The sequence below is a fragment of the Psychrobacter sp. CX14 genome (assembly GCF_057396205.2).
Genome location: NZ_CM183187.1, coordinates 2,534,008 through 2,546,426, shown reverse-complemented (window position 1 = coordinate 2,546,426; position 12,419 = coordinate 2,534,008). Strand labels below are relative to the sequence as shown.

Annotated in this window: 13 protein-coding genes; 10 read left to right on the top strand and 3 right to left on the bottom strand. The window is 43.1% G+C overall.

Going from position 1 to position 12,419, the window contains the following annotated elements; all coding sequences use genetic code 11:
• The first annotated feature begins 70 nt into the window (after positions 1-70).
• The 3 genes from AC2SLO_RS09880 to AC2SLO_RS09870 all read left to right on the top strand — a co-directional run bounded on the left by AC2SLO_RS09880 (position 71) and on the right by AC2SLO_RS09870 (position 2,551).
• A complete protein-coding gene (locus AC2SLO_RS09880) occupies positions 71-199 on the top strand; it encodes a hypothetical protein (RefSeq protein ID WP_486542827.1) in 129 nt (42 codons plus the stop codon).
• Positions 200-993: 794 nt separating this feature from the next.
• A complete protein-coding gene (gene folD / locus AC2SLO_RS09875) occupies positions 994-1,857 on the top strand; it encodes a bifunctional methylenetetrahydrofolate dehydrogenase/methenyltetrahydrofolate cyclohydrolase FolD (protein WP_486542829.1) in 864 nt (287 codons plus the stop codon).
• Between the two features lie 220 nt (positions 1,858-2,077).
• The gene (locus tag AC2SLO_RS09870; protein WP_486542831.1) at positions 2,078-2,551 is read left to right on the top strand and encodes a phosphate-starvation-inducible protein PsiE; all 474 of its coding nucleotides are present in this window, start codon (positions 2,078-2,080) and stop codon (positions 2,549-2,551) included.
• A 74-nt stretch (positions 2,552-2,625) separates the two neighbouring features.
• Here the strand turns inward: AC2SLO_RS09870 and corA are convergent, their stop codons facing one another.
• Positions 2,626-3,684: a magnesium/cobalt transporter CorA gene (gene corA, locus AC2SLO_RS09865; RefSeq protein ID WP_486542962.1), complete on the bottom strand. Its 1,059-nt coding sequence runs from the start codon at positions 3,682-3,684 to the stop codon at positions 2,626-2,628.
• A 213-nt stretch (positions 3,685-3,897) separates the two neighbouring features.
• Positions 3,898-4,284, bottom strand: a complete 387-nt coding sequence (locus AC2SLO_RS09860) for a DUF2237 family protein (protein ID WP_486542833.1) — start codon at positions 4,282-4,284, stop codon at positions 3,898-3,900.
• 413 nt (positions 4,285-4,697) lie between these two features.
• Here AC2SLO_RS09860 and AC2SLO_RS09855 point away from each other — a divergent pair, with 413 nt between their 5' ends.
• From AC2SLO_RS09855 to AC2SLO_RS09830, 6 genes are all read left to right on the top strand, one after another.
• On the top strand, positions 4,698-6,041 hold the full coding sequence (locus tag AC2SLO_RS09855; RefSeq protein ID WP_486542835.1) for an ATP phosphoribosyltransferase regulatory subunit: 1,344 nt from the start codon (positions 4,698-4,700) through the stop codon (positions 6,039-6,041).
• Positions 6,042-6,131: 90 nt separating this feature from the next.
• Entirely contained in the window at positions 6,132-7,421 is a 1,290-nt protein-coding gene (locus tag AC2SLO_RS09850; RefSeq protein ID WP_486542837.1) for an adenylosuccinate synthase, read from the top strand.
• 234 nt (positions 7,422-7,655) lie between these two features.
• Positions 7,656-8,069, top strand: a complete 414-nt coding sequence (locus AC2SLO_RS09845; RefSeq protein WP_486542839.1) for a lysozyme inhibitor LprI family protein — start codon at positions 7,656-7,658, stop codon at positions 8,067-8,069.
• 181 nt (positions 8,070-8,250) lie between these two features.
• Complete coding sequence (locus AC2SLO_RS09840; protein WP_486542841.1) at positions 8,251-8,703, top strand: MaoC family dehydratase; 453 nt, start codon at positions 8,251-8,253, stop codon at positions 8,701-8,703.
• A 2-nt stretch (positions 8,704-8,705) separates the two neighbouring features.
• Positions 8,706-9,773, top strand: coding sequence for a ribonuclease Z (locus tag AC2SLO_RS09835; protein WP_486542843.1), 1,068 nt, complete (start codon positions 8,706-8,708; stop codon positions 9,771-9,773).
• Positions 9,774-9,781: 8 nt separating this feature from the next.
• Positions 9,782-10,297, top strand: a complete 516-nt coding sequence (locus AC2SLO_RS09830) for a GNAT family N-acetyltransferase (RefSeq protein ID WP_486542845.1) — start codon at positions 9,782-9,784, stop codon at positions 10,295-10,297.
• A gap of 12 nt (positions 10,298-10,309) precedes the next feature.
• Here AC2SLO_RS09830 and AC2SLO_RS09825 read toward each other — a convergent pair whose 3' ends face one another.
• Positions 10,310-11,197 (bottom strand): ATP-binding protein, encoded by an 888-nt coding sequence (locus AC2SLO_RS09825; protein WP_486542847.1) that lies wholly within the window; start codon positions 11,195-11,197, stop codon positions 10,310-10,312.
• 152 nt (positions 11,198-11,349) lie between these two features.
• Here AC2SLO_RS09825 and AC2SLO_RS09820 point away from each other — a divergent pair, with 152 nt between their 5' ends.
• Positions 11,350-12,390, top strand: coding sequence for a protein kinase domain-containing protein (locus AC2SLO_RS09820; RefSeq protein ID WP_486542849.1), 1,041 nt, complete (start codon positions 11,350-11,352; stop codon positions 12,388-12,390).
• The last annotated feature ends 29 nt before the right edge of the window (positions 12,391-12,419 follow it).

Below are 12,419 nucleotides of genomic sequence, written 5' to 3'. Positions count from 1 at the left end.
TTTATATAGTGTATTCACTGACCTAAATGCAGTGAGTCAAATGCGATAACTCAAACCAAAGACGGCAGGCATGACAAAACCATACCGAAAAGTATTGGCATCAGACCTACCAAAGCTGTATGAACACGTTATGTCGTATCTTAAATGGCTGGCATATACCAACGCAGTAATATTTTACTTCCGCACCCGACGCTATTAGCCTGAAAGTACGCTTACAAACAAGCCAAACAACAAATGCGACAAAAAGATAAAGATATAAACGCTTGGATATGAATAATGCGAGGCGCGCAACAAGACCTAGTGACAAAAGAGACTATCAAAGACAAACATCGTGCGGCTTGTCGTTAAGCGGCCAAACGCAAGGCGTTTATATATTGTGATAACGCAGCGGTCTCTTGCTTATTAGCATTGAGTTATTTTCGGTCTACTCTCAATGAAAAGAGGGCTGCGCGTGAGTGTTAGAGCGAATACTAAGGCGGTAATGCAGCCTTTATGGCTCTAACCTTTACTGCATATTGTTCAAAAAATATACAGTAACAGTTGTGCAACATAGGTTAACGGAATATACGCTTAATTTCAAATTTTTCTAAAAAACAAGTGATAAACAGAGCAGTAAAGATGAATCAAATGTGGCAGAAAATCTATGGAGGTGAGTCAAAATAATAAGAAAAATACGTAATCCAACAAAAGTGGGTCGGATTATTCGTGCCTTATGGGGTACAATATTGCCCATAAAGTGGGGCGCATGATACCTCTTTTATGATAACGAGTTTTTTCATTACTATTTTTAAGAACCTGTATTCATAAGCTACAGTTATGGTATTTTTAGAATAAAATGAGACAATACGAGGCAAAATTGAGTTGAATAGTCATTCTATTCGAGCCGAATTTTAACAAAGTAGTGGCTTGTTTTAGGCAAAAAGAGCCAATTATAGCTTGTGAATACAGGTTCTAAGTAATATCTCTTCAAATTTTGACATGATGGAGCCAGAAATGACTGATGCTACTGCTACACGCCTTGATGGTAAAGCACTTGCTAAAGAAATTGAGAAAGACTTAAGTCAGCGCGTTGCAAGGCTTGTTGAGAAGACAGGCCGTACGCCTATCTTAGCAACTATCTTGGTCGGTGATGATCCGGCTTCTGCTACCTATGTACGCATGAAGGGCAATGCATGTAAGCGTGTGGGTATGGAATCGATCAAAGTTGAAATGCCTGCTAGTACTACTACAGAGGAGCTACTGGCTAAGATTGATGAGCTGAATAATAATCCTGACGTGCACGGTATTTTATTGCAGCATCCCGTTCCTGAACAGATTGATGAGCGTGCCTGCTTTGATGCTATTGATTTAAATAAAGACGTAGACGGTGTGACCTCATTGGGCTTTGGCCGCATGAGTATGGGCGAGCCTGCTTACGGTTCATGCACCCCACAAGGTATTATGTATTTGCTTGATCATTATGGTATCGAATTTGCAGGAAAGAATGCAGTTGTGGTTGGTCGCAGTGCTATCTTAGGTAAACCAATGGCGCAAATGCTATTAAATGCCAACTGCACCGTAACTATTTGCCATTCACGCACTCAAAATCTAGCCGAGCATGTGGGCCGTGCGGATATTATTGTGGGTGCTGTGGGCGTACCTGAGCTGATCAAAAAAAATTGGATTAAGCAGGGCGCTATCGTGGTAGATGCTGGTTTCCATCCGACAGACAATGGCGGTGTGGGCGATATTGAGCTGACTGGTATTGAGTCTATCGCCTCAGCATACACCCCAGTACCGGGCGGCGTGGGCCCAATGACCATCAATACCTTAATTCGTCAAACGGTAGAAGCAGCTGAAAAAGCAGCTAACGTATAATCGTCAGTTGAGCGGGCAGGAGCGAGTGATGAGTTCACGCCGTCTACTTACTAAAAACATTAGGTTAATGGCTCGTTAATATACAGTTTAGTTAACGAATAATCTGTTTTGGATGGCAAGGAGAGGCTCACATTGAGCCTCTTTTGCGTTTTAGAAAGTCAAGAAGTCAGTTGGCGTTGCTTCTTTATAGAGCAAACCATTATTAAAGGAGTACCAAGGAATGAGGCAAAAAAGTGAATGGGAAAATAAGATACAGCAATTTGGCGTAATACTGGTAGATATCAGTCATTATATTGCCCTATTAGTGATTGGTTTTGTGGTGATATGGGCAGCAGGCAGTGAGTTTGTCGGGATTATCCAAAGTGGCAAAGCGGCACTTAAAGATATCTTGATGCTGTTTATTTATCTCGAATTATTGGCGATGATTGGTATTTACTTTAAAACGCATCGTTTGCCGGTACAGTTTTTGATTTATATTGCCATTACCGCATTATCGCGCCATTTAGTCGTCGATGTACAAGCCGTCTCAGATACCTTCCATCTCTGGCTGCTTCTTACTATTACCGTGTCTATATTTATCCTAAGTATTGCAGTGTTCTTATTAACTTGGACTGCCAATCAATATGGACGTCCCGAAGACAATATCTATGAAAAGACACCGTCAAAACACACGCCGCCCAAACTCAAAGAGTAATGAGCGTTAAGACACTAAGGGTATAGTCTTAAATTAGTCTGGTGTTTAAAAAAGGCTGAGCTTTCCGGTTAATTCTAGAGCCAGCCTGACTTTTTGAATTGATAATATAGAATCACACAGGTTGTGAAGATAAATACCAAGACCACGAAGTAGGCGTATTCATAATGCAGCTCTGGCATAAAATCAAAGTTCATGCCATAAATACCGGCCACTGCGGTTGGTACTGCCAAAATACCTGCCCAAGCAGCAAGCTTTCGAACCACCTCGTTCTGTCCCATATTGACCATGGCCATATACGTATCCATGGCAACACTCAGCATCTCATTAAGACCGTTTACGGCATCAATAGCGCGTAATAGATGGTCGTTTACGTCCCTAAAATAGGGCTTAGCCGCACTTGGGAAGGAGGCGACCAACTCATTTTTCTTATGATTAATAAAAAAGTTGCAGATGTCCTGCACAGGTAACATGACCGCGCGCATATGTACCAGTTGCGACTTTAAGGTGTACAGGCTTTTAAGGGTGTCTTTGCTAAATTTATAAGAGAAGATATTGCGCTCTTGCTCACGCAGATACTCCTCCAAGCTATAGGTAATCGGCAAGTAGCTATCGACCACATAATCTAAGATGGCATGCAGCACAAAAATAGGGCCCATGCGCATTTTTTGCGGACGTCTGTGGCAATACGCCCGTACCGGTGCATAAGAGCGAGAGGCGCCAGTACGAATGGTAATAATGTAATTGCTACCCATAAACATCGAGGTAGTACCATAATGAATATGATTGTTGGCTAGATAGGCCGTTCGAACCACAACGAAAATAGAATCAGTGCCATAATTCTCAATCTTTGCACGCTGATTTTCATTAAACGCATCTTCTAATGCCAGTTCGTGAATATCAAAGGCGTGTTGTACCGTTTTAATGGTTTCAATACTTGGGTCATATAAGCCGAGCCAAATAAAATTACCTTTATTATTCAGTGTTCGGCTCACATCTTCGAGCTCAATCTTTTCAACAAATTCGCCAGATTTACGTGAATAAACGCAGCAGTTTACCACCTCATTCACACCAGAGCGCTCAAAGTCCTCGACACGTTCGGCATCCGGATCGTAGACCGGCATGGTAGGCGACATAAATAACAGTGGATTGTCACTATCATTGAACCTAGCCGCAGAATTGGATAACGCTAAATTGGGCGGCGATAAGTTGGAGCTGGCACTGGCACTATCCACGCTATACGTCTGCTTAGAGTTAGGCGTATTATTAGAAGAATGAGGGGTATTATAGTCGGTTGCTTCTGGCTTTAATTCTGACATTCTTAACTCTCAAATAGACGTTTTAAGATGTTATAGGGCATATTGTTTTAGGGTATCAATATCGACCAGCTCAAGGAGGCTCTCATGACAGGCTTCAAGCTTAATATGCGGCGCCATATCGTGATCTAACGCATCTAACCAGCGCAGGGCACAGATACACCAATAATCACCAGGTTTCAGCCCTTTAAAACCATATTCAGGCATCGGGGTAATTAAATCATTGCCAGTTTTGGCTGAAAAATTTAAGAACTCACTCGTCATTTTGGCACAAACGGTATGCTGACCGATATCTTGTGGGCCAGTATGACAAAAGCCGTTGCGGTAATAGCCAGTAATCGGGTCAAAACAACAGCTTGAAAGGGCAGTGCCCAATACATTTCTTTGGTTTAATTTAGGATCAGGGTGATGTGATGACATAAACAGTTTTCTCAGTATAAAAATAAGTACTCATCAGGCACAAACGCCCGAAATACAAATAGGTAGATACAAGGATTGTAACATTTACCCTGGTTCGGTATGCTCTATTTATTGTTATCAAATTTTAGATTAGTGGCGTGTTTCTCTAGTCGAACGCGGTCAGCTATGCTAGACTTAAACAGAACAATCAATAGACTTGTTTGAATCTAAGCCCAGTCTTTAGCGTGGTACCCTTTTATAAAAGTGTCTGTATCACAGCTTGTTGTGTCAAATTCGCAGCATTAAAGGGTTATTATGAACCGATACTGGTTTAGAATAAACAAGCGTCTCATTCACAACAATACGTTATATTGTCGATTTATCGATTACTACTACACTTTAACTAACGATTTGGTCAAGGCGTGTCTGCTTACATGAAGATAACCGCCCCCAAACAAGGATTACTTGTGTCTGACAGTTCTATTTCCTCCGATAACGCTCCAGAACAGTACGCCCCAAAACAGCCTGCTGATAAACGATCGCATGCGACTGATATCGATAACATCTGGCTATTACCAGACGGTGTCAGCGACTTATTATCTGATGAAGCTCAAAAACAAGAGTGGCTGCGCTACAAACTCACTAGATTATTGGTTAGCCGAGGCTATGAGCTTATCTGCCCGCCGATGATTGAGTTCACAGAATCACTGCTTGGTAATGCCTCCGAAGACCTAAAACGTCAAACCTTTAAGATTATCGACCAATTATCAGGTCGCTTAATGGGTGTGCGTGCCGATATCACGCCGCAGATTTTACGCATTGATGCCCATTTAAATAAGATGGGCAAGGCCGATGAAATTGCCCGTTATTGTTACGCCGGTCACGTGATTCGCACCTTGCCAGATGGTCTATTTGGCTCACGTACACCGCTACAACTGGGTGCAGAAATCTTCGGTAGTGACAGTTTAGATGCTGATTTAGAGCTGATTGATGTGCTGTACTGCCTGATTGATAATCTAAACCTAAGACAGCACCTACACATTGATATTGGTCATGTGGCTATCTTTGCGCGTCTAAAAGAGTTGGCTGGCTTGTCTGATAATGATGCAGCGGTACTGATTAATTTATATGCCAACAAAGCATTGCCTGAGCTAAAAGAAGTGTGTGGCGATTTGCCAATGGGTAATGATTTTTATCAGTTAGCAGTGCACGGTCATGACATGAGTGCGCTGAAGGCAGCGCTGTCTGATACTGCGACCAATGACGCCGCTATTATCGATGCGGTAAAAGATGTGCAGGTTATGGTTGCTCACATTGAGAATACCTATCAGGGTAATGTCAGTGTTGATATTACTGAGCTTGGCTACCATTATCACACCGGTATTGTATTTAATGCCTATTTTGAAAATGAATCACAAGCGGTAGTGCGTGGTGGTCGTTTTAATGGTGAAAGCTTTAATTCTGCCAGTCATGCGCCAGCGACTATTGCCGAGGAACTGCCATCACGCAGTGCGACCGGCTTTAGTCTAGAAGTGACACGTTTGCAGCGTTATATCAGTTTGAATAAGACCAAGCTGGTATTGGTACGCTTTGCTGATATGCAAGGGGTGCGCGTAGATAACAATGCCAAGTTAACCAAAGATTTAGAAAACAAGATTGCTGAATTACGTGATTTAGGTCACCGAGTGGTTCGTCCATTAAGTGACAAAGATGCACCGCAAAATGTGACCCATCAGTTAATGCTAAATGATGGCGAGTGGGTTTTAAAAGCAGTTTAAGCCGTTATTTAATACATAGCGCCTAAGTGACTGCGCCGAAATGACGCAGATTATTTTTTATAGTTCAATACGAGTGGGTAAGGATTTATTATGGGTAAGAATGTCGTAGTACTTGGTAGCCAATGGGGCGACGAAGGTAAAGGCAAAATTGTTGATTTGCTAACCGAACGTGCTTCAGCCGTGGCTCGTTTCCAAGGCGGTCACAATGCAGGCCATACTTTGGTTGTTGATGGTAAAAAAACAGTATTGCATTTGATTCCATCCGGTATTCTACGTAATGACGTGACATGCTTTATCGGTAATGGCGTGGTGTTATCACCAGAAGCGCTACTTATCGAAATGAAAGAGCTTGAGGACAATAACGTACCTGTACGTGAGCGTCTAAAAATCTCTCCAAACTGTCCGTTAATCATGCCATATCACATTGCGCTTGACCAAGCTCGTGAAGCCAAACGTGGTTCTGGCAAAATCGGCACGACAGGTCGTGGTATTGGTCCTGCTTATGAGGACAAAGTTGCGCGCCGTGCTATTAAGCTTGCTGACTTATTCCGCCCAGATTTAGAAGAAAAACTACGCAACTTAATTGATTATCATAACTTTCAGTTAACGCATTACTATAAAGTTGACGCTATCGATTATGATACGACTTTTGCGTTATGCCAAGAGTGGTGTGATGAGCTAAAAGACTTGGTTTGCGATGTCACAGAAGAGCTAAATCAGTTACGTCTTCAAGGCAAAAACTTAATGTTTGAAGGTGCGCAAGGTACATTACTTGACATCGACCATGGTACTTATCCGTTCGTTACCAGCTCAAGCGTAACCGCTGGCGGCGTATCAACCGGTACAGGTATTGGCCCATTATACTTAGACTATGTTTTAGGTATCACCAAAGCGTACACCACTCGTGTGGGCAGTGGTCCTTTCCCAACTGAATTATTTGATGACGTTGGCGCACATTTAGCCAAAGTGGGTCATGAATTTGGTGCAACTACTGGCCGTGCACGTCGCTGTGGTTGGTTTGATGCCGAAGCACTTCGTCGTGCGGTCGTATTAAACTCATTATCAGGTATCTGCTTGACCAAGCTTGACGTTCTAGATGGCCTAGATGAGATTCGTATTGGTGTCGGCTATGATATCCCTGAGACTGAGTTTGCCGCAGCGCACGACGGCGAATTCTATGAAACAGTAACGCCTATCTATGAGACTCTACCAGGCTGGAAAGGCTCAACGGTTGGTATCACCAATTATGACGACTTACCAGAAGAAGCCAAAGCGTATATCAAGCGTATTGAGCAATTAATTGATTGCCCAGTAGACATCATCTCAACCGGTCCTGACCGTGATGAGACCATCGTATTACGTGACCCATACGACGCTTAATGGGTAGTTAGTTTTACTGACTGACTTGATTTAAAGCGGGTTAGAGCCCTCCATTATATATTTAATGGAGGGCTTTTTTGTGCTTTAATTTATGGGGTGAGTAAAAAGACAGTCATGAAGTTTTTATTCATATTCACTTAAAGTTCACTGTTTAAGTTCAAGATGCACCTGTATACTTTAAGAGTCTCGCTTTCTTTATTATTTTTATTATTCACTTACTTTAAAGGTGTCTTTATGTCCGTTATCACTCTAAAAAGATTATCAGTTAGCACTACCTTTGCCGTATTATCCTCATTTGGCTTGCTGCTATCGACCACAGCCTCTGCTCAAAACTGTGACAATACACGCAATGATTTTGATAGTCTGTACTGCTTATCAAAGGTGTATCAAGAAGCAGATAAAGATTTAAATACCAGCTACAGTAAATTGGTCAAACAGCTTAATAGCAATCAAAAAGCCATCTTAAAGCGTGGTCAATTGGCTTGGATGCGTGATAGAAACGATAGATGTAGTGAGTACTCAGGTGGAAGCTTCTTGGTAGATATGCGCTGTGCTACCGATACGACCACGAGCAGGGTGAATTTTCTTAATGAGCGTCTCAGAGAGTGCCGCGCAGGCAGCTGTCGCACTAGTCGACTGGGTGATTAAGTAGCGCCTCTCGCTTGTTGGTAGTAAGATAAAAGACAATGTTTTGTCCGCTTATGCATCAATTTTATGAGTCGCTTTGTGATGCACTAAGCGATTTTTGGTTTGTTGATAAAATAGCTAAGGCTATCAGGCGACTATAGTTAGGCTGTCATTATTGAAGTGATAGCCAGAGAGGTAGGGGATGCAATCGGTTTATTTTGAAGACTTAAAGGTTGGTGATAAGTGGCACAGCCGTGAATACATGCTAAGTGTTAAAGATATTAAAACCTATGCGCAGCAATATGATCCGCAGCCATTTCATTTAGATGAGGCAGCGGCCGAGGATACTTTCTTTGAAGGATTGGCGGCCAGTGGTTGGCATACAGCGAGTGTTACCATGCGTCTAATGGTTGAGAGCATTCCTATTGCATCGGGCCTAATTGGGGCAGGGGGCGAGATTAGTTGGCCAAGACCAACACGTCCTGGCGACAGTTTGCATATAGAGGCTGAAGTGGTTGAGCTTAAGCCGTCACGTTCAAAGCCGGACCGCGGTATGGTAGTGGTACAAATCAATACGCTTAATCAGAACGGTGATTGTGCTCAGCGTTTTAAGTGTACCATGGTGGCGTTTCGTCGACCTAGCGACAGCGTATAAAGATGCTACAGTTAACCTTTTTGGGTACCTCAGCAGGGGTGCCCACCAAACATCGTAATGTCACTGCATTGGCAGTGGAGTGTATCAATCCATTCGCCTCCAAAAGCAGTCAACAAAGCAAGTCTAAGCGCCCGTGGGTACTCATAGATTGCGGTGAGGCAACGCAGCATCAATTATTACAAACTAAGCTGAGCGGTCAGCAATTGGTTGCGATTTGTATTACTCATGTGCATGGTGATCACTGCTATGGCTTGCCAGGGTTGCTAGCCAGTATGGCTATGTCAGGGCGTCAGCAGCCGCTGAAGATTATTGCACCGGCTGCTATAAAGCGGTTTATGGAAGTCGTGCAGCTAACCACAGAGCTGTATCTGCCATTTGAGGTTGAGTATATTGCGGTTGAGACGCTTGTAGATACTGAGCAAAGTGAAAATGAAACGGTGACTTTAGCCTTATCGCAAACACATCAACTAAAGATAGAGGTTCATCCATTATCACATCGCGTGGCATCTTATGCTTATAGTCTAAGCCAAACGGTGGAGACCATGCAGCTTGATAAATCCAAATTACAAGCGGCAGGTATTGAGCCAAGTCCCATTTGGGGGAAGCTGCAGACAGGCGAGGATGTTACGTTAGATAATGGCGAGCAGATAAAGTCGATTGATTTTACCAAGCGTATTCAGCGGCAACTAAAAATAGTCATCGCAGGTGATAATGATACGCCTGAGCTTCTGCATAAGGCGGTAGAGGAGGCAAGCGTGCTTATCCATGAAGCCACTTATACCCAGTCGATATTGGATAAGATTCAATCTAGAGCAGAGGCTTTTGACCCGATGCACACGACTGCACAGCGCATTGCAACATTTGCTCAATCAGCTAAGCTAAAGCACTTAATATTGACTCATTTTAGTGCCCGTTATCAGCCTTTTGATGACCCAGACAGCAAGGTGGCGAATATGGCCGATATTCGCCAGGAGGTTGAACGGTTTTATCAAGGTCAGTTTTGGCTGGCATGTGACTTTGCCCAGTTTGAGGTGACCATGGACGGTGTTAAACTTATTGAGAAGGATTGAGTCCAAAAATGAGCTTGATTATTCGCAATACATCCCCTGCAGATATTCCTAAACTAATAGACATCTTTGAGCAATCGATTTTGGCGATTGACGACTCGATATATTCTAAGGCGCAAAAAAGAGCATGGATGACAGTAGAAACAGGACTGGCTGCACCCGAGAACTTTTGGAGGAATCGTTTTGCACGCACTCAGCCTTCAATCGCTGAGAGTGAGGCAGGTGAGATAGTTGGGTTTATTGAATATTTACTTTATAAAAATCAGTGGGGTGAAAATGATCCCCAGTGTGCCTATATTGATGGGCTGTTTGTACACCCAAATTATCAGCGTCGCGGCGTGGCCCAAGCGTTATATGATAAGACAGTCTTTAATCCCTATGGTATGAGCATCAATACTGTCTGGGTACATGCCTCAAAACTTGCTTATCCTTTCTTTTTAAAACAAGGGTCTGAAGGTGTCGAGCAGCAACAGGTTAAGCGCCATAATGTGACGTTACCGCGCTACTTGATGCGTAAACCTATCTAGTTGAGTGGCGGTTTAATTGTCCTGACTCAACAACTGCTGACCCACCCAGTGTCTTGCAAACTGGTATGCCACTCGGCCTGAACGCCCACCACGGCCAGACGCCCATTGTAGTGCTTGCGCGCGTATCTCATCGTCCCACTCAACACCTTCGGCCTGCAAATAATGGGCGACAATATTAAGATAGGTCTCTTGGTTCATCGGATAAAATGACAGCCATAGCCCAAAACGATCCGATAAGGATACTGTTTCATCAATAGTCTCATAAGGATTAACCTCATCGGTTTGGCCATCATAGATATTGACATTGTCTTTCATTAATTGAGGTAATAGGTGGCGGCGGTTACTGGTGGCATAGACCAATAGCTTGTCCTGCTCAGAGTCGAGTGCGCCATCGAGGACACTCTTTAAGGTACGGTAATTTTCATCTTGCCCGTTAAATGCTAAATCATCGCAATAGACAATATAGCGACAACCAGAATCTTGCGGCAGCTTATTAATAGCTTGGCGGATTTTATCGAGAATTTGCAAGTTATCACGGGCAACCTCAATCATACGTAGCCCATCTTCTTTAAACTCGTTCAATAATGCGCGAATCAGAGAGGATTTACCGGCGCCGCGTGTGCCCGTCATTAACACATGGTTAGCAGGATAACCGGCTAAAAACTGGCGTGTATTTTGAGCGATCTTCGCTTTTTGAGTATCGATACCAATTAGGTCATCCAGACTCAGCGCAGAATTTACTTCAATAGGCTCAAGGGAGCCAGTCGCGCCGCCTACCCAGCGGTAAGCCAACTGGTTCGGGTCAATAGCTATCGCTGGCGTGGTATGTTGTTTTAAATACTCAGCCAGTAAAGTGGCCAGTGTGTCATCAAGGCTTAAGGTCGTGTTCGATTTTGACATAGCGACTCGATTCTTTGTATTGGGTTAAGATAAAAAGGTTGGCAGATTTGCCATCGTTGAATAAATAATACGGTTAAAATAGCGGTCAGTAAAGCCATACGTCTCGATATCTATCGTATTCTCGCAGTCTCGCTCTATTAAAAAGGTCCGTTATGCCAGCATCTCCACCTTATCATGCCTCTTTGCTTAAAGCAGTTAATCAATACTTTGATGCTCAAGGCTATCGACTGATGTATCAGCATCGACTAAGCAAACAGGCATTTATGGGTAGTGAGCTGTATCAAGGGTTGACTCAGGTAGATAGAATTGGGAAGACATGGATGATTAAATGGCAACTACAGGATTTGGATGATAATCAATTAGAGACTCAAACTCGGAGCCTGCCTATATCACCACTGGCTATTGAGAGGCAACATTTGCAGCAAATAACTGCGGCTTGTGATACAAATTCTGTTAAGCAGTCTAATCACTTGTGTTGTATACCTTGCATCAAACCAATTGCTACAATACAGTTGATAGTAGAGGGTAGAAAATGGCAGTTAACTGGATTTAGCATGCCTTACTTTAAGCAAGGCAGTGTCAAAGAGTATCTCAAAAGATATCCATTATCTGATGAACAAAAATTACAACTGATACATAAGCTAGCGCAAAGTGTGTCTGATTTGCATACACTCGGCTGGATTCATGGTGACATTAAGTCCAGTAATTTTTTGATAGCAGAATCTGAAGCAGAACTGATAGAGAAGACAGAAAAACAGCCTAAGCAGAATAAAGAGGATGGATTTAATGGTCTAACGGTAGTTATCACAGATTTAGCATATGCTGTACCAATAGATCAGCGGCTTGATGATTCGAATAGTCGTCACCCCAGAGGAACCGCTGCTTATTTGGCTCCAGAGTGTTGGCAAGGTCATTCTATCTCTGTGCAAAGCGATATTTATGCCTTTGGTATTATGATGTATGAGATATTGGTGGGTGATAGGCCGTTCCAAATGAATAAAGATAGGCATAATTACTCGCTCTCAACAGATTGGGCAGTGATGCATTGTCAGGCAGAGGTACCCTTACTATCCAAACAATGGTCATATCTACAGACCGTTATTGATACCTTGTTGGCTAAGCGACTAGAAAACCGGTTTAAAAGTATGGACCAAGTAATCGAAGCCTTAGTCGCGCCGCAACATCAGGTATAATTCGACTGTTTATTTAGCTATTTATGCAC

What these genes read in the sequence shown, in the direction of transcription:
- AC2SLO_RS09840 (WP_486542841.1), top strand. Translation starts at nt 8,251, where the DNA reads ATGCAATCGGTTTATTTTGAAGACTTAAAGGTTGGTGATAAGTGGCAC.
- AC2SLO_RS09870 (WP_486542831.1), top strand. Translation starts at nt 2,078, where the DNA reads ATGAGGCAAAAAAGTGAATGGGAAAATAAGATACAGCAATTTGGCGTA.
- AC2SLO_RS09830 (WP_486542845.1), top strand. Translation starts at nt 9,782, where the DNA reads ATGAGCTTGATTATTCGCAATACATCCCCTGCAGATATTCCTAAACTA.
- AC2SLO_RS09880 (WP_486542827.1), top strand. Translation starts at nt 71, where the DNA reads ATGACAAAACCATACCGAAAAGTATTGGCATCAGACCTACCAAAGCTG.
- corA (WP_486542962.1), bottom strand. Translation starts at nt 3,684, where the DNA reads ATGTCGCCTACCATGCCGGTCTACGATCCGGATGCCGAACGTGTCGAG.
- AC2SLO_RS09820 (WP_486542849.1), top strand. Translation starts at nt 11,350, where the DNA reads ATGCCAGCATCTCCACCTTATCATGCCTCTTTGCTTAAAGCAGTTAAT.
- folD (WP_486542829.1), top strand. Translation starts at nt 994, where the DNA reads ATGACTGATGCTACTGCTACACGCCTTGATGGTAAAGCACTTGCTAAA.
- AC2SLO_RS09845 (WP_486542839.1), top strand. Translation starts at nt 7,656, where the DNA reads ATGTCCGTTATCACTCTAAAAAGATTATCAGTTAGCACTACCTTTGCC.
- AC2SLO_RS09855 (WP_486542835.1), top strand. Translation starts at nt 4,698, where the DNA reads ATGAAGATAACCGCCCCCAAACAAGGATTACTTGTGTCTGACAGTTCT.
- AC2SLO_RS09825 (WP_486542847.1), bottom strand. Translation starts at nt 11,197, where the DNA reads ATGTCAAAATCGAACACGACCTTAAGCCTTGATGACACACTGGCCACT.
- AC2SLO_RS09860 (WP_486542833.1), bottom strand. Translation starts at nt 4,284, where the DNA reads ATGTCATCACATCACCCTGATCCTAAATTAAACCAAAGAAATGTATTG.
- AC2SLO_RS09850 (WP_486542837.1), top strand. Translation starts at nt 6,132, where the DNA reads ATGGGTAAGAATGTCGTAGTACTTGGTAGCCAATGGGGCGACGAAGGT.
- AC2SLO_RS09835 (WP_486542843.1), top strand. Translation starts at nt 8,706, where the DNA reads ATGCTACAGTTAACCTTTTTGGGTACCTCAGCAGGGGTGCCCACCAAA.